Here is a 15,701-nt window from a genome sequence, read left to right as displayed (position 1 = left end):
ATCAGCCGCGCGCCCAGACGCCGAACGGATCGCTCCATTCCAGGCCAAGGGCCTGGGCCACGGCCGGATAGGTGATCTCGCCCTTCAGCACGTTCAGGCCGCGCGCCAGGTGGGGATCGGCCTTCAGGGCGTCCAGACCCTTGTCGGCCAGGGCCAGGCCGAAGGGCAGGGTGGCGTTGTTCAGGGCTTCGGAACTGGTGCGGGGCGCGGCGCCCGGCATGTTGGCGACGCAATAATGGACCACGCCGTCGATGACATAGGTCGGGTCTTCGTGGGTCGTGGCGTGCGAGGTCTCGAAACAGCCGCCCTGGTCGATGGCCACGTCGATCAGCACCGATCCCGGCTTCATCGTCTTCAGATGGTCGCGCTTCACCAGTTTCGGGGCCGAGGCGCCCGGCACCAGGACGGCGCCGATCACCACATCGGCCTTGATCAGTTCTTCCTCGATCGCGCCGATGGAGGAATAGCGGGTGATGACCCGGCCGCCGGTGATCTCGTCGATATAGGCCATGCGCGGGATCGAGCGTTCCAGCACCACAACCTCGGCGCCCAGGCCCATGGCCATCCGCGCCGCGTTCAGCCCGACCACGCCGCCGCCCAGCACCAGCACGCGCGCCGGGGCCACGCCGGGAACGCCGCAGAACAGCAGGCCCATGCCGCCGTTATGCTTCAGCAGGGTCTCGGCGGCCGAGAAGACGGCGATCCGACCCGCGACTTCCGACATGGGCGCCAGCAGCGGCAGGCCGCCGCGCGCGTCGGTCACGGTCTCATAGGCGATGGCGGCGCATTTCGACGCCAGCAGGCCCTTGGTCTGTTCCGGGTCGGGGGCCAAGTGCAGATAGGTGTAGAGGATCTGGTCCTCGCGCAGCATCTCCCACTCGACCTTCTGCGGCTCCTTGACCTTCACGATCATGTCGTTGTTGGCGAAGATGGTCGCCGCGTCGGCGACCAGGGTCGCGCCCGCCTTTTCGTAGTCGGCGTCGGTGAAACCGGCGCCCAGGCCGGCGCCGGTCTGGACCGAGACCGCATGGCCGTGGGCCACATATTCGCGCACCGCCGTCGGCGTCAGGCCGACCCGATGTTCGTTCTTCTTGATTTCGCTGGGAACGCCGACGCGCATGGGGAACCTCTCCGGAAATAATGGGAGCGTCCGTCTCTGCGGGCGGATCGCCGTTGCGCCACATATAGCGCCGAGCGGGTCGCAGAATCCTGTTCATTTGACGACCTGATCGCCATACATGCGCAGTCTCTGCGATGGATTGACCAAATGAAGACTGTTTCCGCCGTCGAACTGGACGGAACTGACAGGAAGATGCTCCGCCTGCTGCAGCAGGACGGACGGATGACCAATGCCGACCTGGCGCGTCAGGTGGCCCTGTCCGAAAGCGCCTGCCTTCGTCGTTTGCGAGCGCTGGAGGCGGCGGGGGTGGTCGATCACTATGCGGCGGTGATCAGCGAACGGGCCGTGGGCCTGCCGATCAGCGTCTTCGTCACCGTCACCCTGTCGTCCCAGTCCGAGGCGGTTCTGACCGCCTTCGAACAGGCCGTGGCCGCCGCCCCCGAGGTGATGGAATGCTATCTGATGACCGGGGGCGCGGACTATCTGCTGCGGCTGGTGGTGCGCGACGTCGACGATCTGGAACGGGTCCACGCCAAGACCCTGACGCGCCTGCCCGGCGTCCACCGCGTCTCCTCCAGCGTGGCCATGCGGTCGGTGGTCAAACGGGGGGCCTTGCCGGTGTGAGCGGCGGTTCCCAGATCGAATGGGGACATCTGGTCTGGGGGATATATGGATCGCGACGGTTTGATCTGGTTCGGCCTGGCGATCACCGCCGCCTTGGTCGCCATGCCGGGGGTGCTGGCGGGCGGACTGGCGCTGCTCCCGTTGTTTATCGTCTGCGTCGGCCTGGCCTGTACTCTCCATTCGGGCTGTCGCCGTCTGGTCGTGAGCACCACCCTGCGCCTGTTGTCGCGCGGCGCCTTCAGGACCGCGATCATCGTGCTGGGCGCCGTGATGCTGATTCAGCTTCTGCCGCTGGAGTTGGCGTTGTTCATGGCCGGCGACGTCCTGGCCTATGTCGAGGTGCTGGCGGCTGTCGGACTGATCGCGGCGAACGCTCGCGTCCAGGTCATTCGAGGGATGATCGAAGCGAAGACGGATCAGTGGCGGGCCGCGGTCCGGCGTCGGATCGCCAATCGCACGCCCCGGGTTGGGCGGCCTTCGGCCCGTCGTCGCCCGCCGTCACCGGACGACGACCCGGCGGCCGGTTGGGCCTTCGCGTGATTTGACTCGTGCGGTTCAGTGTGGATCATACGACCTATGGGTGTTGAAGAGAGCATCGTCGTCTGGACGGATCGCGAGCCCACGCTCGATGAGGAACTGCGCGCTCTGGGCGAGGAGGACGTCGTCGAGATGGCTAATCTCCCGCCTGACTGGACCGGCGTGCTGGCGACCATTTTCATTTCGACCGCATTGGGCGGCCATGGTCCGAGGATCAAACTGTACCTCAAGACGGGTAGACACCAGCCCAGCGCCTCAATCTCGATAGGTCCAAATCCTCGCGTCCTGGCGAGCAGTCTGGAGGAGCGCGATCTTAATCGGATCGCGCCCAAGGCTCTGGAGTGGGTCGCCCTGAACCATGAAGCCCTGACGCGTTTCTGGTTCGAAGGTCAGGACTTGATGATCCAGGACGTGGCCGATTTCAGCCGGTCCCTAAAAAGGGTGTGACCCTCACCGCAACGCCAGGGTCACCGTCTTCACCTCCACATATTCGTCGATGCCGTGGATCGAGCCTTCGCGGCCGTAGCCGGACTGTTTGACCCCGCCGAACGGGGCCACGGCGGTGGAGATCAGGCCGGTGTTGACCCCGCACATCCCCGCCTCGATGCGGCGGCTGAACCGCATCGCCCGGTCCAGATCGCGGGTGAACAGATAGGAGGCCAGGCCGTAATCGCTGGCGTTGGCCTTCTCCAGAACCTCCTCCTCGCTGTCGAAAGGAAAGACCGGGATCATCGGGCCGAAGGTCTCCTCCTCGCGGAACAGGGCGTCGTTTCCGCCCAGGGTCACCGTCGGCTGGAAGAAGCGACCGCCCAGTTCATGGCGCGAACCGCCGGTCAGCACCCGCCCGCCGTCGGCCTGCACCGCCGCGACGTGCTTCTCGACCTTGTCGATGGCCTTGTCCTCGATCAGGGGGCCGACCTTGACCCCGTCTTCGAAGGCGTTCCCGACCTTGATCTTCGCCACTTCGGCCGCGAGCTTCTCGGCATAGGCCTCTGACACCGACCGTTCGACATAGACGCGGTTGGGACAGACGCAGGTCTGGCCCGAGTTGCGGAACTTGCCCTTGATGGTCTCGGCCACCGCCAGATCCAGATCGGCGTCGGCGAAGACGATCAGGGGGGCGGCGCCGCCCAGCTCCATCGACACCCGTTTCAGGGTCGGGGCGCACTGTTCCGCCAGTTTCCGACCCACGCCGGTCGATCCGGTGAAGGACAGTTTTCGGATCAGGGGACTGTCGGTCAGGGCCTTTCCGATCACCGCCGCCTCGCCGGTCACGATCGACAGGGCGCCGACCGGCAGGCCCGCCTGATAGGCCAACTCGGCCAGGGCGATGGCGGTGAACGGAGTCTGGCTGGCCGGCTTGACCACGGCGGTGCAGCCGGCGGCGAAGGCCGGACCCAGCTTCCGCGTCAGCATGGCCGCCGGAAAGTTCCAGGGCGTGATCAGGGCGCACGGCCCCACCGCCTCGCGATAGGTCAGCAGCAGATGGCCCAGCGGGCTGTCCTGGGTCTCGCCGATCAGGCGTTCGGCCTCACCGGCGAACCATTTGATGAAGCCGTTGGCGTAGACCACCTCGCCCTTGGCCTCTTCGAACGGCTTGCCGTTCTCCAGCGCCATCAGGGCGCCCAGCCCCTCGACGTTCTCGTCGATCAACTCGGCCCATTTACGCAGAAAGGCGGCGCGCTTGTGCGGGTCGGTGCGGGACCAGGCGGGAAAGGCGGCGGCGGCGGCCTGAATGGCGGTCTCGGTCTCGGCGGCGCCCAGATCGGGAACATGGCCGATAATCTCTCCCGTCGCCGGATCATCGACCGCGATCCCCCCGCCGTTGGCCGGCACGGGCTCTCCGGCGATCAAGGCGTGCTGGCGAAGCAGGGCGAGGCCGGCGTTCCGGGCGGTCTGGTTCACGGAAATTCTCCTGGTGCAGTCCTGAAACGAACAAGGCCCCGACGAAGCGGGGCCTTGCAAGCATCTTCAATGCGACATTCGCCGCCGAAAGATCAGTTCTTGGCGTCTTGGGCGGCGCCCGAAACGGCCGAACCGGCGGCCTGGGTGTCACGACCCACGCCTTCGACCGTGTTGCAGGCGGCGGTGGTCAGGGCGGCGGCGGCGGCGACCAGTACGAAAATCTTGCGCATGAGAAAGCTCCGGTTGAGCCGACATGGGAGTCTGTCGGTCTTGGCCTATCAACGCGACCGCACAGTCCCGGTTCCGTCCTGACCGCCCGACTTGTCTGCGGGGTCCGTCGGCGACAGGGCTTCCGGCGTGGCGAAGGTCATGCGGGCGATCGCCCCGCCGCCGGGCGACTCGATGAACTCGGCCTCGCCGCGCAGTTGTTTGGCGAAGGCGCCCATCAGGGTGCGTCCGACCCCGACCTCCGCCCCGGCCGAGGCGCCGGGTCCGTCGTCCTCGACTTCCAGCGTCGAGGTGTCGCCAAGGACCCGGAACCGGACCTTCAGCACGCCGCCCCGCCCGGCGAAGGCGTGTTTCTGGGCGTTGGTCACCGCCTCCACCAGCCACAGGGCCAGGGGCGCCAGCTTGTCCGGATCGACCAGCAGCGAATCCGCCTCCACCGAACTGACGACGACCGGGCCGCGCCCCGCCTCGCTGGCGACCAACTGGCCGACCAGTTCCGTCAGGAAGTCGCGCGCGTCGGCATGACGGATGTCGTCGCTCTGATACAGGGTGCGATAGATCAGGGCCAAGGCCGATATCCGCTGGCGCGTATCGCCCAGAGCGGCCTTGGCCGGGGCGTCGGTCAGGGCCCGCTGCTGCATCGACAGCAGGGACGAGATGATCTGAAGATTGTTCTTCACCCGGTGATGGATCTCGCGCATCAGCGCGTCCTTCTCGGCGATCGAATTCATCAGCTCGCGGTCGCGCACCGTGATGGCCTCGGCCATCTCGTCCAGGGTGCGGGCCATGGTGCGGATCTCGGCCGGGGCGTTCATCGCCTGCAGCGGCCGCACCGAGAACCGGCCCTTGGCGTAGAGGGCGGCGATCCGCTCCAGATAATCCAGCCAGCGAATGAAGATGCGTTCCGACAGCAGCATGACCGCCGCAAAGGCCGTCAGCCAGGCCCCCAGCGGCAGCAGCAGACTGCCGATCGGATTGAGCCGCGCCCAGGACAGCAGGCCGGGAGCCGGGGCCGACAGCAGGGCGTACAGGTCGCCGCCGGCCAGCACGGCCCCGGCGTAGTCGCGACGCTGGTTGCGGCTGTCCTTGGCCGCGAACACCGCCGTTCCCTCGTCGCGCGCTCGGGCGACCCAGCCCGAAACGTCGCCGCCGTCCGCCAGGCGGAAGGCGGCGGGATCGCTGGCGACCAGGATCCGGCCAGCGCCGTCGGTCAATGCGGCTTCGGAGGCCGAGGGCAGGGCGGGGTCCTCGATGTCCGGCTGAAGCGCGGACAGGGGGATCACGGCGGCCATGGCGCCGTCGAACCGGCCCATGGGGCGTTCTGAACGCACGGCGACGATCAGCGCCGCCGGATAGCCGGCGTTGGCCGGCGCGCGAACCACGACCAGATCCTCGCCGCGCCGCAATCTTTGGAACCAGTCGGCGCCGGCGGCGGGGGCGAGGCCGGCTCGAACCCCGTCAGGCCGTCCCGACGCGCAGACCGCCTCGCCGGTGGGGCTCAGGCGGTACAGGCCCTCATAGCCCTCCAGCCGATCGACCAGCGCCGTCAGACGCGGCGCGCAATAGGGACCGAGCGCATCGAGGCTCAAGGCGCGCAGCAGAACCTGCGCGCCGTCCAGCCGCGCCTTGGCGCTGCCGGCGCTGCGCTCGGCGGCCAGCTGCAGATCGACCTTGCGATCTTCGGCCTGCTGGCTGAAGTCGGCCTGGGTCTGGATCAGGATCAGGATGAAGATCGGCAGCAGGGCCAGGGCCATGGCCACGCCGAGGCGAAAGCGGATGCCCTGGAACCGAGCGGTGTTCAATTTCCGACCGAGTCGCGGCTGCGCGTCCGCGTCGCCGGGTCTGGTCTCGTCCGCCACCGGGGATCAGGACCGGGCGCCGGCCAGCCTGTCGGCCTCGCCGAGAATCGACCGCATCGCGTCGCCCGCCGCCTTGCCGTCGCGGCCGTAGCCGCCTTTTTCCAGCGTGGCCGCCAGGGCGCGGCGCGCCCGGCTGACGCGGCTCTTCACCGTACCCACCGCGCAGCCGCAGATCTCGGCCGCCTCTTCGTAGGCGAAGCCGCCGGCGCCCACCAGGATCAGCGCTTCACGCTGCTCTTCAGGCAGGGTCTTCAGCGCCTGGCGCAGTTCGTCCAGGGCGACCGGCGCCTCGGGGTCGTCGACCGCCACCAGGGTCCGTTCGGCCGCTTCCTGATCCAGTTGGGACTGGCGCCAGGACCGGCGCTTCTCGGAATAGAATTGGTTGCGCAGGATCATGAAGGTCCAGGCCTTCATGTTGGTGCCCATCTGATAGCTGGCCCGCGCGTCCCACGCCTTCATCATGGCGTCCTGCGCCAGGTCGTCGGCGGCGGTCGGATCACCCGTCAGGGTCCGTGCGAAGGCGCGCAGATGAGGGATCAGCTGAACCAATTCCCGCTTGAAGCCGTCGTCGTCGGCCGAAGCGGGTTTCGGGGCGGCTCCCAGGCGAGACGTGCTCATGCGCCACCGCCCGACGCCTTGGCGTCGGCGCGCTTCAGAATTTCCAGGAATTCGTCAGGCACAGGCTCGTTGACCACCTCGTCGAACATGTGGCGCAGCTTGACGCCGATGGCCTGCTGGCGAAGTCGAGCTTCCTCAAGCCCCGCCTCCCCCGCATTTTCGACGTCGTTGCGCCGCGAGGAATCGGAAGAATTTATCATAGACAGAACACCGCCCACCCAACTGCAGTGCAGAAATGCGGACTGGATAACGTCGCCCCTGCCGCCGGGTTCCTCCCATTTTGGGAATAAATACTCAAGCTTGCGGCTTGGTGCGGAACCGTGGTGGATTTGATACGTTTCAACCCGCTGTAGCGCTGCGCCCTGGTCGGGCGAGACAGCGATTTTTGTCGGGGACTATCTAGCATGAGCCTTCTGGCCAGACTTGCGCCGCATCTGCCCTATGTCCGTCGGTATGCACGGGCGCTGACCGGAGACCAGGCGACGGGCGACAACTATGTGCGTGTCGCGCTCGAGGCCCTGGCGGCCGGCGAGCAACAGCTTTCGACGGACATGACGCCGCGCGTCGCCCTCTATCACGTCTTCCACGCCATCTGGTCCTCGACCGGGGCGCAGTTGGAAGACGTCAGCGGCGTCGATGGCCGCACCGACGCCTCGAGCCGTCTGCTGCGGATTGCGCCGCGCTCGCGTCAGGCCTTCCTGCTGACCGCGCTGGAGGGCTTCACGCCGTCGGAAGCGGCGCAGATCCTGTCGGCCGACGCCCGCGACGTCGAACGCCTGATCGCCGAAGCCCAGTCCGACATCGACGCCGAACTGGCGACCGATGTTCTGGTGATCGAGGACGAAGCCATCATCTCGGCCGACATCCAGAGCCTGGTGAAGGAACTGGGGCACCGCGTCACCGGCGCGGCCACCACCCATGACGAGGCCATTGAGGCCGTGGCTCGCCACAAGCCGGGTCTGGTCCTGGCCGACATCCAACTGGCCGACGGGTCTTCGGGCATCGATGCGGTCAAGGAAATCCTCAAGGACATGGACGTGCCGGTGATCTTCATCACCGCCTTCCCGGAGCGCCTGCTGACCGGCGAACGGCCGGAACCCACCTTCCTGATCACCAAGCCCTTCCAGCCGGAAACGGTGAAGGCGGCGATCAGCCAGGCCCTGTTCTTCCACCCTTCGCGTCACAAGCAAGCGGCCTGACCGCCCTTTCGAACTGAACGCCGTCAGGGCCCCGGTCGCTTGCGCGCCGGGGCCTTTTTCTGTCCGCTAGTTCGACGGCGCGGTCGGGGCGTTGACGTTCGGCGTCTCGCCTGTCGGGGCGGGCTGAGCCTCGCCCGCGGGGCCGGTGGGGGCGTCGGCGGCCGGCGGGGTCTGGGCGTCGCCCTGGAAGGCGCGGGCGTCCACCGCCTGGTCGCCGTCATTGGCGTTGGTGGTCGACATGCCGCCCTGGCTGAAGGCCCAGATGGACAGCAGAAGCACCGCCGCCGCCCCGCCGGAGAGGATCAGCAGCCACAGAATGCGCACGCCGGACCGGCCCTGGCGGGTGGACTGGGCGTCGATCGGCCGGTTGGATCGATCCGCGTCCGTTATCTTCGTCTGGGGGTCTTGGTGGCTCATGCTCGGCCTCCCTTGTTCTGTTTTCTGGTCGCGCCTCAACGCCCTGCCGGTGGCGACGTTCCGATCGGCGCGCGGCTCCGGCGAACCTTGTTCGTGGGAAGACGAAAAATTGCACGCAACCTCTGGAACCACTCTCTCGGCCTGCCGTTATCGGCTTGCGGAGGCGGCGACGCCCCCCCGACTTGAGATTGGCGAAAGCCAATCTGTCGCCTCCGCGCCTCATTCTCGATGATGCCACTTCAAAGCGGTCCGCAAGGGCCGCTTTTTTCTTTTCAGCCACTTAGCGGGTTTGATGGGCGGTGAGCGGCCGCTGGAAATCAGCCGCCGCAACTGCGCCCAGGGTGAGAAGATCCTCATGATCCCGCTGAGGCCCCGCTTCTGGGACTAGGCGGCGGACGAGAAGCAGCAGGCGGCGCTGGCCAGGCTTGAAACTCGCTCAGCGCTGAACAAATTCGGCTAGTCAAAGAATCGCGTTATGTTAGCCGCTCGTGCAACTACAGGTAAGGCGGAAGCCATGACACGTGGTTTGATCGTCGGCGAGACCGGCAAGCTTCTCCTCCAATCCGGCGGGTTCGAGGGGATGGGCGAGGATGAGGGGCCATCTCGGCAGCAGGTGCGATATTGGCTCCTGTTTTGGGATCAGGCCGTGCACGCCCGCAATGCGTTGCTAGGCGGCGCCCCGTTGCCGGACCGAGACTTCCTACTTGATGTGGGCTTCCTGTCGGAACGACCTGCACCGCCGATCCAAGGAAACTTCTCACTGCCAGGCGTTTTGCAGGATGCCTATTCAGACGCCCTCTTGGCATGCGAGCGAGAACAGCCCGGTTCTTGGGCCATGGCCACAGGCTTGGGCACGCTGGACCCAGAGGAAGGCGAGTTGTTCGACGGCGTTGAGGATCGCGGCTTATTGGTGCGGCTATACGGGGCCATCCCTGTTCCTGACAAAGATGTGCACCTGAATGATGTTCTTGAGTTCAAGGCTAAAAGAACGTCAGAGCTTGCTGCGCTCCGCCACCAAATCGAACAAATCTATCTAAAGGCCGGATCTAACGATGATGATCCAGCCGTGGCGATCAGGCTCGGTTTAGAAAAGGTTGCCGTTGCGGGAGCCGACTGCGTTCGCGTCATGCGAGAGCGCAAGCTACCCTTCAAGATGACGACAGAACTGGCGAGCCTAAACCTCGCCAGCGCCGTGATCGCTGGCGCCGCCAGCCTAGCAGCCCATCAACCCATTGAAGTGATCGCAGGCAACGTCCTTACGGCAGGGTTTTCAACGACGCTCGCCGTGTCTTGGAAGGGGCGAGCGAAGGCCGGAGTGCCGTTCCAATACGTTGCGGATTTCCACGACGAAGTCTTCGGCGAATAAGCCAGTTTCGGACGTTTATATAGATCAAGCCGAGGCAGAAGCCGAACACGGGCACCCGCCAGTCGAATGGCAGCCAGTCCATCACTTATCGCCTCCACACGACCCGCCATGAAACACCACCAGCCGGTCCAGCTGGTCGGCGTTGGCGCCGAAGGCGGTCATGATGCGGATGGCGGCGGCGCGCGCCTCGGGCGTCATCGTGCCGATCACCGCCGCCGGAAACCCGGCCGGGCGCCGCGCACAGGTCAGCAGCTCGCCCTGGGGCCGCAGGTCGGGGGCGTCCACGACCGTGACGATGGGCGGCGGCGCGGCGCTAACAGCCCGGCCCGCGCACCCCGGCAAGGTCGTTGAGAGCGCAAGCAAAGCCAGCGCCGACCCGGTCATTCTCGACTTTCGCATTCTCGGTTTCCATGTGGGTAATCGCTTCCAGCGACCGTTGCGAGTTGGCGGCCGCGATCAACGCACCGTGACGTGGGGCGACCGACTATCACGACGCCAACCAGGCGGTCACCGATGTAGGCGGCAAGGCTGAAACGGTGCCCGCGCGGGGCGGCATGATGCCGATGGTTCGCACTCACGACCGCGCAGGCATCTTTCTCGATCATGCCACTTGAAGGCGGCCCGCAGGGGTCGCCTTTTTCTTTTCGCTCTCGACCGCCGGGGGCGGCAGGGTCAGGATGGCCTCAAAAGACAATCCTAGGAGATAGACGCATGGCTTTGAACGGCAAGACGAACCGCCAGTGGGTGCTGCGCCAGCGGCCCAAGGGTCTGATTCAACCGGGCGACCTGGAACTGGTCGAAAGCCCGATCCCGGATCTCAAGGAGACCGAGGTTCTGGTCCGCACCGTCTATCTGTCGCTGGATCCGACCAATCGCACCTGGATGAACGATTCCGAGGGTTATCTGCCGCCGGTGGGTCTGGGCGAGGTCATGCGCGGCCTGACCCTGGGCGTGGTCGAACACAGCCGATCCGACCGGTTCAAGGTCGGGGACGTGGTCATGCCCGCCTCGGCCGGCTGGGCCGATTACGCCGTCGTGCCCGAGGGCGGGCTGCGTCCGGTCCACCGTGCGCCAGGCCTGCCGTTGACGGCCAATATGTCGGTCCTGGGCATGACCGGCCTGACCGCCTATTTCGGCGTCACCGACGTGCTGAAGGCCAAGGCCGGCGAGACGATCGTGATCTCGGCCGCCGCCGGCGCCGTGGGCTCCATCGCCGGCCAGATCGCCAAACAGCGCGGCTGCCGCGTCATCGGCATCGCCGGCGGACCCGAGAAATGCGCCTGGCTGACCGACGAACTCGGCTTCGACGCCGCCGTCGATTACAAGAACGAGGATGTCGGCGCGGCCCTGGATCGGCTGGCGCCGGACGGGATCGATCTGAACTTCGAGAATGTGGGCGGCGACATCATGATCGCTGTCTTCAACCGGCTGAAGGTGCACGGCCGGATGGCGGTGTGCGGCCTGGTGTCGTCCTACAACGCCACCAAGGCGCCGCCGTCGCCGAACTTCGCCCGCATCATCACCCACCGTCTGACCGTCCAGGGCTTCCTGGTGCTCGACTACGCCCCGCGCGCCCGCGAAATGGTCGCCGAGATGGGACCCTGGCTGGCCGAAGGCAAGGTGAAGTGGAAGGTCCATGTCGATGACGGGCTGGAAGGGGCGGTGGAATCGCTGAATCGCTTGTTCACCGGCGATCACGACGGCAAGCTGCTGGTTCGCGTCTCCGAAGAACCGGCCTGAGGATATCCATGAGCGACCCCCTGCTCGTCCATTACGAGGATCTGGAGACGGGACAGGTCGTGCCCCTGGGCGCCTGCGCGGTCGATCCGGCCGCGCTGGACGTCTTCGTCGAGCGGTTCTCGCCCGGCTGGGACGTCGCCTATGGCGCGCCGGACGCCATGGTCTACGCCCTGTGGAGCCGGCTGGCGGCCGAGAAGGCCGGCGGCTGGGCCCAGACCAAGGTCCTGGCCGTGGACGGTCTGCGCTATCTGCGCAATCCGCCGCCGGGCGAACTGCTGCGCGGACGGATGACGGTGATGGGCAAGGATCCGGTCGGAGACGAGAAGGGCATCGTCATCGCCTCGCACGACCTGCTGGATGAAGGCGGTCGGCTGGTCTTCTCCTGCCTGACCCGCGCCGTCTTTTCGCGCCGCTGAAACGCAGAACGCCCCGCCGGCGAACCGGCGGGGCGTTCCATTTCGATCGGAGGGCGGGTCTTAGTTGACCGTGCCCGGGGCCTGGCGAAGGAAGGCCAGGGCGATCAGGCGGTCCCAACCCAGCAGCGACACCAGGTGGGCGTAGATCTGGCCCAGGGCGCCGTTGTCGCGCAGTTCGGCCAGCTTCTCGGCCGGCAGGGCCTTCAGCTTGTCTTCCGAGACGGCGTAATATTCGGCCAGCTTCTGCGGCGCGCCGGGCGTGCCGTCCGGGTTGCGCGGCGTGAAGACGGCTTCGCGCACGTCCAGCAGATCCAGGTCAGTGATCAGCTTGACGAAGGCCTCGGTGCGCTGACGCTCCTGCTCGAAGTTGTTGCAGAACTCCATCGCCATGGTGGTGTAGTCGCTGGCCTGGCCGTTGACGAACAGCGGGTTCTGGCCGCCCTCGGCGACGATCTCCGCGCCGCGGTCGATGCACAGGATCAGGCGCTGGTTCTGCTTGTCGTCGGCGAAGACGAACGGATAGCGGCGCACATAGGCCGGGATATAGGCGTCGGGGCGGAACTCGCCGTCGGCCGCCACGAACAGGTTCTCGCCCTGGCGCAGGCCCATGACCACGACCGGCTGGCGGTTGTCGCCGGTGAAGATCACCGGATAGGACAGGGCGGCGGCGGCGAACTCGGTCACCGTCAGCGGCACGACATTGGTCTGGCCGACGAAGGCGTAGGGCTTGTCGGCCGGATTGACGCCCAGCGCGCCGTGCAGGCCCGGATCCAGCGGCTCGGGGTTCTTGTAGAAGAGGACATTGCCCTCGAGCGGCGAGTTGGTCGTGTCGGTCATGAGAAGCCAGGCGCTCTGGAATGGAAACGAGGCGGGCCTTCTAGCCCAAGCGCGTCCCAGCGGCAAACGGAGGCGACGCCCGACGGCGTCTCATGTTGCGGCCAGGCCGCTCAGCCATTAGCTGTGGCGCATGACCTCCACCTGCGACCACGATCACGATCATGCGGGCCTGCACGGCGCGGCCCTGATCCGCGCGCTGGAGGGGGCGGAAGCGCGCATGACGGCGGCGGGCGAGCGGATGACGCCGCCGCGTCGACGGGTGCTGTCCCTTCTGCTCGAGACCGGCGAGCCGGTGAAGGCCTATGACCTGATCGCCCGCTTCGGCGAGGACGGCCAGGCCGCCAAGCCGCCTACCGTCTATCGCGCTCTGGAGTTTCTGGAACGCCAGGGCATGGCCCACCGCATCGCCTCCATCAGCGCCTATGTCGCCTGCGCCGGACATGAAGAAAACACCGCGCCCCATGCGGCGGCCTTCCTGATCTGCGACTGCTGCGGGGCGACGCGCGAGATCAACGGGCCGGACCAGGGCGCCATGGACGCCGCCGCCGCCGCCGCCGGCTACGCCATCGCCCGCACCACCATAGAGGCGCACGGACTCTGCGCCGCCTGTCGTCAGGCCGCATGATCATGGATGCTGCGCTGATGTCCCCGCCCCGTCGACTCAGCGTGCCGATCAACAATCACTGGGGCGCGGGCCGGATGTCCGTGATGGACTTCGGCGACCCGAAGCGGCCCGTGGACCTGATCTTCTCCCACGCCAACGGCTTCAACGCCGCCACCTACCGCAGCCTGTTGTCGCCCCTGTCGGCCAGTCTGCGGATCTGGGCTCCGGATCTGCGCGGCCACGGCGGGTCGGACCTGCCGGTGTTCGCTCGGCCCAAGTCCAGCTGGCTGGATCACCGCGACGACATCCTGGCCCTGATCGAGGCGATCGACGGGCCGCCGGTGGTCCTGGCCGGCCATTCGATGGGCGGAACCGCCTCGCTGCTGGCGGCGGCCGAACGGCCGGATCGGGTGTCGAGCCTGGTCCTGTTCGATCCGGTGATCTGGCGGCGCGCGGCGGTCTTCGCCTTCAACCTGCCCTTCGCCCACCGGCTGATGAAGGACATCCCCATCGCCAGGGCCACACGCCGCCGTCGCCCGGTGTTCGACAGTCGCGAACAGGCCATGGCCGCCTATCGCGGACGCGGCGCCTTCAAGGGCTGGCCCGACCGGGTGCTGACCGACTATCTGTCCGAGGGCCTGGTCGAGACGTCGGACGGTCTGACGCTGACCGCCACCCCGGCCTGGGAGGCCGCCAACTACGCCGCCCAGGCGCATGATCCCTGGCGGGCCCTGCGCCGCTATCCGGGGCCGATCCATATTCTGAAGGCCGAGCACGGCGCCCTGACCCATGTGCCGGTCGCGCCGCGCGGCCTGCCGAACGTGACGGTCGAGGTGGTCGCCGGCGGCGGCCATCTGTTCCCCATGACCCATGCCGACGTCGCCCGCGACGCCCTGTTCGAGGCGGCGGTCTGAGGGCGGACGATTAATCGGGGGACAGGCGCCGAGCCCCATGATAAGGGCGCCGCTGAGCATAACTCCCCGAGACGTCCCGCTTGTCCTTCTTTCACGCCGGTCCCGCGCCCAAAGGCGCCGGCCCCCGATCCGGGGGGTTGCGGGACGGTTTGATCCTGACGCCGGGAATGAAGGTCGGGCTGTTCGGCGGCTCCTTCAATCCGGCCCACGACGGTCACGCCCATGTGGCCGAGACGGCCATGCGCCGCCTGGGCCTGGACCGGGTCGTCTGGCTGGTCTCGCCGCAGAACCCGCTGAAGGACGCCCGCCACAGCGCGCCCCTCTCCGAACGCATGGCTTCGGCGCGTGAACACGCCCGCGGCCCGTCGATGATCATTTCGGATTTCGAGACTCGCACCGGCGTGGCCTGGACCGTGGACACCCTGCGCCTGCTGGTCGCGCGGCATCCCGGCGTGCATTTCGTCTGGCTGATGGGGTCGGACAATCTGGCCAGTTTCCATCGCTGGCGCGGCTGGACCGACATCATGCGGCTGATGCCGGTGGCGGTGATCGCCCGGCCGGGCTCCCTGCTGGACAGCCGCACCGCCCCGGCGGCCGCGCGGTTCGCGACCTTCCGCGTTCCGGCCGAACAGGCGGGTCTGTTGCCGACCCTGTCGGCGCCCGCCTGGACCTATCTGACGGCGCCGCTGAACCCCCTGTCCTCGACCGCGATCCGGACCGGGACCGGACGACGCGCGGCCTCGTGATCGGGGCGCCGGTTCACGGACGGGCCCATCCGTGCTAGAGGGCTTCTTTAGTCAATGCTCCTGGAGCCCTCCGCTGACCCCCTCGCCCGCGTATGATACGCAAGACGCCGCCGTTTCGAACACGGCGCACGAGATGGATGCCATAGAACCTCTGCATTCCGAAGACGGCTTTGAATCCGACGGCGCGCCCAGCGCCTTCGGCGATTCCGCACCGCGCCCGATCGGCTCGACCCCGCTTGAAGAAGCCATTCTGAGCCGCCTCGACGAGGACAAGGCCCAGGAGATGGTTCTGATCGATCTCAAGGGCAAAAGCGCCATGGCCGACACCATGATCGTGGCGTCGGGCCGGTCGCACCGCCATGTCGGCGCCATCGCCGACCACCTGCTGCGCACGCTGAAGGAACAGGGCCTGGGCAAGGCCAAGGTCGAGGGCCTGCCGCATTGCGACTGGGTCCTGATCGACGCCGGCGACGTGATCGTGCATCTGTTCCGCCCGGAAGTGCGCACCTTTTACAATATCGAGAAGATCTGGGCCGTCGATTCCGCTCACCGCATGGTCCGCGACTGAGAC

21 protein-coding genes are annotated in these 15,701 nt (G+C 67.0%); 11 read left to right on the top strand and 10 right to left on the bottom strand.

The window, feature by feature from the left end; genetic code table 11:
- Position 1: 1 nt before the first annotated feature.
- Positions 2-1,120 (bottom strand): alanine dehydrogenase, encoded by a 1,119-nt coding sequence (gene ald / locus AC07NC_RS05440; protein WP_154726098.1) that lies wholly within the window; start codon positions 1,118-1,120, stop codon positions 2-4.
- A gap of 147 nt (positions 1,121-1,267) precedes the next feature.
- On the opposite strand from ald, the gene AC07NC_RS05435 reads away from it, so the two are divergent.
- The 3 genes from AC07NC_RS05435 to AC07NC_RS05425 are packed head-to-tail and all read left to right on the top strand — an operon-like array spanning position 1,268 to position 2,728.
- Positions 1,268-1,744 carry an Lrp/AsnC family transcriptional regulator gene (locus AC07NC_RS05435; RefSeq protein ID WP_008258826.1) on the top strand — a complete coding sequence of 159 codons (477 nt, stop codon included), beginning with the start codon at positions 1,268-1,270 and terminating at the stop codon, positions 1,742-1,744.
- A gap of 45 nt (positions 1,745-1,789) precedes the next feature.
- The gene (locus tag AC07NC_RS05430; RefSeq protein ID WP_494568826.1) at positions 1,790-2,284 is read left to right on the top strand and encodes a hypothetical protein; all 495 of its coding nucleotides are present in this window, start codon (positions 1,790-1,792) and stop codon (positions 2,282-2,284) included.
- A 36-nt stretch (positions 2,285-2,320) separates the two neighbouring features.
- Positions 2,321-2,728: a hypothetical protein gene (locus tag AC07NC_RS05425; RefSeq protein ID WP_154726096.1), complete on the top strand. Its 408-nt coding sequence runs from the start codon at positions 2,321-2,323 to the stop codon at positions 2,726-2,728.
- A 3-nt stretch (positions 2,729-2,731) separates the two neighbouring features.
- On the opposite strand, the gene AC07NC_RS05420 is transcribed toward AC07NC_RS05425, so the two are convergent.
- The 5 genes from AC07NC_RS05420 to nepR all read right to left on the bottom strand — a co-directional run bounded on the left by AC07NC_RS05420 (position 2,732) and on the right by nepR (position 7,091).
- Positions 2,732-4,186: an NAD-dependent succinate-semialdehyde dehydrogenase gene (locus AC07NC_RS05420; RefSeq protein ID WP_494568825.1), complete on the bottom strand. Its 1,455-nt coding sequence runs from the start codon at positions 4,184-4,186 to the stop codon at positions 2,732-2,734.
- A 92-nt stretch (positions 4,187-4,278) separates the two neighbouring features.
- Positions 4,279-4,416 carry an entericidin A/B family lipoprotein gene (locus AC07NC_RS05415; protein WP_008264300.1) on the bottom strand — a complete coding sequence of 46 codons (138 nt, stop codon included), beginning with the start codon at positions 4,414-4,416 and terminating at the stop codon, positions 4,279-4,281.
- 48 nt (positions 4,417-4,464) lie between these two features.
- Positions 4,465-6,168: a sensor histidine kinase PhyK gene (phyK, locus tag AC07NC_RS05410; RefSeq protein WP_494568942.1), complete on the bottom strand. Its 1,704-nt coding sequence runs from the start codon at positions 6,166-6,168 to the stop codon at positions 4,465-4,467.
- A gap of 111 nt (positions 6,169-6,279) precedes the next feature.
- Positions 6,280-6,891 carry a sigma-70 family RNA polymerase sigma factor gene (locus AC07NC_RS05405; protein ID WP_008259301.1) on the bottom strand — a complete coding sequence of 204 codons (612 nt, stop codon included), beginning with the start codon at positions 6,889-6,891 and terminating at the stop codon, positions 6,280-6,282.
- A complete protein-coding gene (gene nepR / locus AC07NC_RS05400) occupies positions 6,888-7,091 on the bottom strand; it encodes an anti-sigma T factor NepR (RefSeq protein WP_035309987.1) in 204 nt (67 codons plus the stop codon). Before nepR ends, AC07NC_RS05405 begins: the two co-directional genes overlap by 4 nt.
- 204 nt (positions 7,092-7,295) lie before the next feature.
- Here nepR and phyR point away from each other — a divergent pair, with 204 nt between their 5' ends.
- Positions 7,296-8,090: an anti-anti sigma factor/receiver protein PhyR gene (phyR, locus tag AC07NC_RS05395; protein WP_008262700.1), complete on the top strand. Its 795-nt coding sequence runs from the start codon at positions 7,296-7,298 to the stop codon at positions 8,088-8,090.
- Between the two features lie 66 nt (positions 8,091-8,156).
- Here the strand turns inward: phyR and AC07NC_RS05390 are convergent, their stop codons facing one another.
- Positions 8,157-8,507, bottom strand: coding sequence for a hypothetical protein (locus AC07NC_RS05390; RefSeq protein WP_444573330.1), 351 nt, complete (start codon positions 8,505-8,507; stop codon positions 8,157-8,159).
- Positions 8,508-9,021: 514 nt separating this feature from the next.
- Between AC07NC_RS05390 and AC07NC_RS05385 the strand changes: the two genes are divergently transcribed.
- Positions 9,022-9,873, top strand: a complete 852-nt coding sequence (locus tag AC07NC_RS05385) for a DUF6236 family protein (RefSeq protein WP_494568824.1) — start codon at positions 9,022-9,024, stop codon at positions 9,871-9,873.
- Positions 9,874-9,954: 81 nt separating this feature from the next.
- Here the strand turns inward: AC07NC_RS05385 and AC07NC_RS05380 are convergent, their stop codons facing one another.
- Together AC07NC_RS05380 and AC07NC_RS05375 are read right to left on the bottom strand one after the other, a co-directional pair.
- On the bottom strand, positions 9,955-10,272 hold the full coding sequence (locus AC07NC_RS05380) for a hypothetical protein (protein ID WP_494568823.1): 318 nt from the start codon (positions 10,270-10,272) through the stop codon (positions 9,955-9,957).
- Positions 10,254-10,478 (bottom strand): XF1762 family protein, encoded by a 225-nt coding sequence (locus AC07NC_RS05375; RefSeq protein WP_494568822.1) that lies wholly within the window; start codon positions 10,476-10,478, stop codon positions 10,254-10,256. Before AC07NC_RS05375 ends, AC07NC_RS05380 begins: the two co-directional genes overlap by 19 nt.
- Positions 10,479-10,584: 106 nt before the next feature.
- Between AC07NC_RS05375 and AC07NC_RS05370 the strand changes: the two genes are divergently transcribed.
- Positions 10,585-11,613, top strand: a complete 1,029-nt coding sequence (locus tag AC07NC_RS05370) for an NADP-dependent oxidoreductase (protein WP_008263474.1) — start codon at positions 10,585-10,587, stop codon at positions 11,611-11,613.
- Between the two features lie 8 nt (positions 11,614-11,621).
- Positions 11,622-12,029 carry an acyl dehydratase gene (locus tag AC07NC_RS05365; RefSeq protein WP_494568821.1) on the top strand — a complete coding sequence of 136 codons (408 nt, stop codon included), beginning with the start codon at positions 11,622-11,624 and terminating at the stop codon, positions 12,027-12,029.
- A 60-nt stretch (positions 12,030-12,089) separates the two neighbouring features.
- On the opposite strand, the gene AC07NC_RS05360 is transcribed toward AC07NC_RS05365, so the two are convergent.
- Positions 12,090-12,866 carry a SapC family protein gene (locus AC07NC_RS05360; RefSeq protein WP_494568820.1) on the bottom strand — a complete coding sequence of 259 codons (777 nt, stop codon included), beginning with the start codon at positions 12,864-12,866 and terminating at the stop codon, positions 12,090-12,092.
- A 130-nt stretch (positions 12,867-12,996) separates the two neighbouring features.
- Here AC07NC_RS05360 and AC07NC_RS05355 point away from each other — a divergent pair, with 130 nt between their 5' ends.
- The 4 genes from AC07NC_RS05355 (at position 12,997) to rsfS (ending at position 15,698) form a co-directional block, all read left to right on the top strand.
- Positions 12,997-13,491 carry a Fur family transcriptional regulator gene (locus AC07NC_RS05355; RefSeq protein WP_008262920.1) on the top strand — a complete coding sequence of 165 codons (495 nt, stop codon included), beginning with the start codon at positions 12,997-12,999 and terminating at the stop codon, positions 13,489-13,491.
- Between the two features lie 17 nt (positions 13,492-13,508).
- Positions 13,509-14,384: an alpha/beta fold hydrolase gene (locus AC07NC_RS05350; RefSeq protein WP_494568819.1), complete on the top strand. Its 876-nt coding sequence runs from the start codon at positions 13,509-13,511 to the stop codon at positions 14,382-14,384.
- Positions 14,385-14,521: 137 nt separating this feature from the next.
- Entirely contained in the window at positions 14,522-15,130 is a 609-nt protein-coding gene (locus AC07NC_RS05345; RefSeq protein WP_231492532.1) for a nicotinate-nucleotide adenylyltransferase, read from the top strand.
- Positions 15,131-15,263: 133 nt separating this feature from the next.
- Positions 15,264-15,698 carry a ribosome silencing factor gene (gene rsfS, locus AC07NC_RS05340; protein WP_008264216.1) on the top strand — a complete coding sequence of 145 codons (435 nt, stop codon included), beginning with the start codon at positions 15,264-15,266 and terminating at the stop codon, positions 15,696-15,698.
- The last annotated feature ends 3 nt before the right edge of the window (positions 15,699-15,701 follow it).

The sequence above is a fragment of the Brevundimonas sp. GW821-FHT10A07 genome (assembly GCF_059415785.1).
Note: the sequence above shows the minus strand (reverse complement) of the source record. Positions and strands in the feature narration are given on the sequence as shown.

What these genes read in the sequence shown, in the direction of transcription:
- AC07NC_RS05385 (WP_494568824.1), top strand. Translation starts at nt 9,022, where the DNA reads ATGACACGTGGTTTGATCGTCGGCGAGACCGGCAAGCTTCTCCTCCAA.
- AC07NC_RS05370 (WP_008263474.1), top strand. Translation starts at nt 10,585, where the DNA reads ATGGCTTTGAACGGCAAGACGAACCGCCAGTGGGTGCTGCGCCAGCGG.
- ald (WP_154726098.1), bottom strand. Translation starts at nt 1,120, where the DNA reads ATGCGCGTCGGCGTTCCCAGCGAAATCAAGAAGAACGAACATCGGGTC.
- AC07NC_RS05360 (WP_494568820.1), bottom strand. Translation starts at nt 12,866, where the DNA reads ATGACCGACACGACCAACTCGCCGCTCGAGGGCAATGTCCTCTTCTAC.
- phyR (WP_008262700.1), top strand. Translation starts at nt 7,296, where the DNA reads ATGAGCCTTCTGGCCAGACTTGCGCCGCATCTGCCCTATGTCCGTCGG.
- nepR (WP_035309987.1), bottom strand. Translation starts at nt 7,091, where the DNA reads ATGATAAATTCTTCCGATTCCTCGCGGCGCAACGACGTCGAAAATGCG.
- AC07NC_RS05355 (WP_008262920.1), top strand. Translation starts at nt 12,997, where the DNA reads ATGACCTCCACCTGCGACCACGATCACGATCATGCGGGCCTGCACGGC.
- AC07NC_RS05425 (WP_154726096.1), top strand. Translation starts at nt 2,321, where the DNA reads ATGGGTGTTGAAGAGAGCATCGTCGTCTGGACGGATCGCGAGCCCACG.
- AC07NC_RS05430 (WP_494568826.1), top strand. Translation starts at nt 1,790, where the DNA reads ATGGATCGCGACGGTTTGATCTGGTTCGGCCTGGCGATCACCGCCGCC.
- AC07NC_RS05415 (WP_008264300.1), bottom strand. Translation starts at nt 4,416, where the DNA reads ATGCGCAAGATTTTCGTACTGGTCGCCGCCGCCGCCGCCCTGACCACC.
- AC07NC_RS05390 (WP_444573330.1), bottom strand. Translation starts at nt 8,507, where the DNA reads ATGAGCCACCAAGACCCCCAGACGAAGATAACGGACGCGGATCGATCC.
- AC07NC_RS05405 (WP_008259301.1), bottom strand. Translation starts at nt 6,891, where the DNA reads ATGAGCACGTCTCGCCTGGGAGCCGCCCCGAAACCCGCTTCGGCCGAC.
- AC07NC_RS05435 (WP_008258826.1), top strand. Translation starts at nt 1,268, where the DNA reads ATGAAGACTGTTTCCGCCGTCGAACTGGACGGAACTGACAGGAAGATG.
- phyK (WP_494568942.1), bottom strand. Translation starts at nt 6,168, where the DNA reads ATGGCCCTGGCCCTGCTGCCGATCTTCATCCTGATCCTGATCCAGACC.
- AC07NC_RS05350 (WP_494568819.1), top strand. Translation starts at nt 13,509, where the DNA reads ATGTCCCCGCCCCGTCGACTCAGCGTGCCGATCAACAATCACTGGGGC.
- rsfS (WP_008264216.1), top strand. Translation starts at nt 15,264, where the DNA reads ATGGATGCCATAGAACCTCTGCATTCCGAAGACGGCTTTGAATCCGAC.
- AC07NC_RS05375 (WP_494568822.1), bottom strand. Translation starts at nt 10,478, where the DNA reads ATGATCGAGAAAGATGCCTGCGCGGTCGTGAGTGCGAACCATCGGCAT.
- AC07NC_RS05365 (WP_494568821.1), top strand. Translation starts at nt 11,622, where the DNA reads ATGAGCGACCCCCTGCTCGTCCATTACGAGGATCTGGAGACGGGACAG.
- AC07NC_RS05380 (WP_494568823.1), bottom strand. Translation starts at nt 10,272, where the DNA reads ATGCGAAAGTCGAGAATGACCGGGTCGGCGCTGGCTTTGCTTGCGCTC.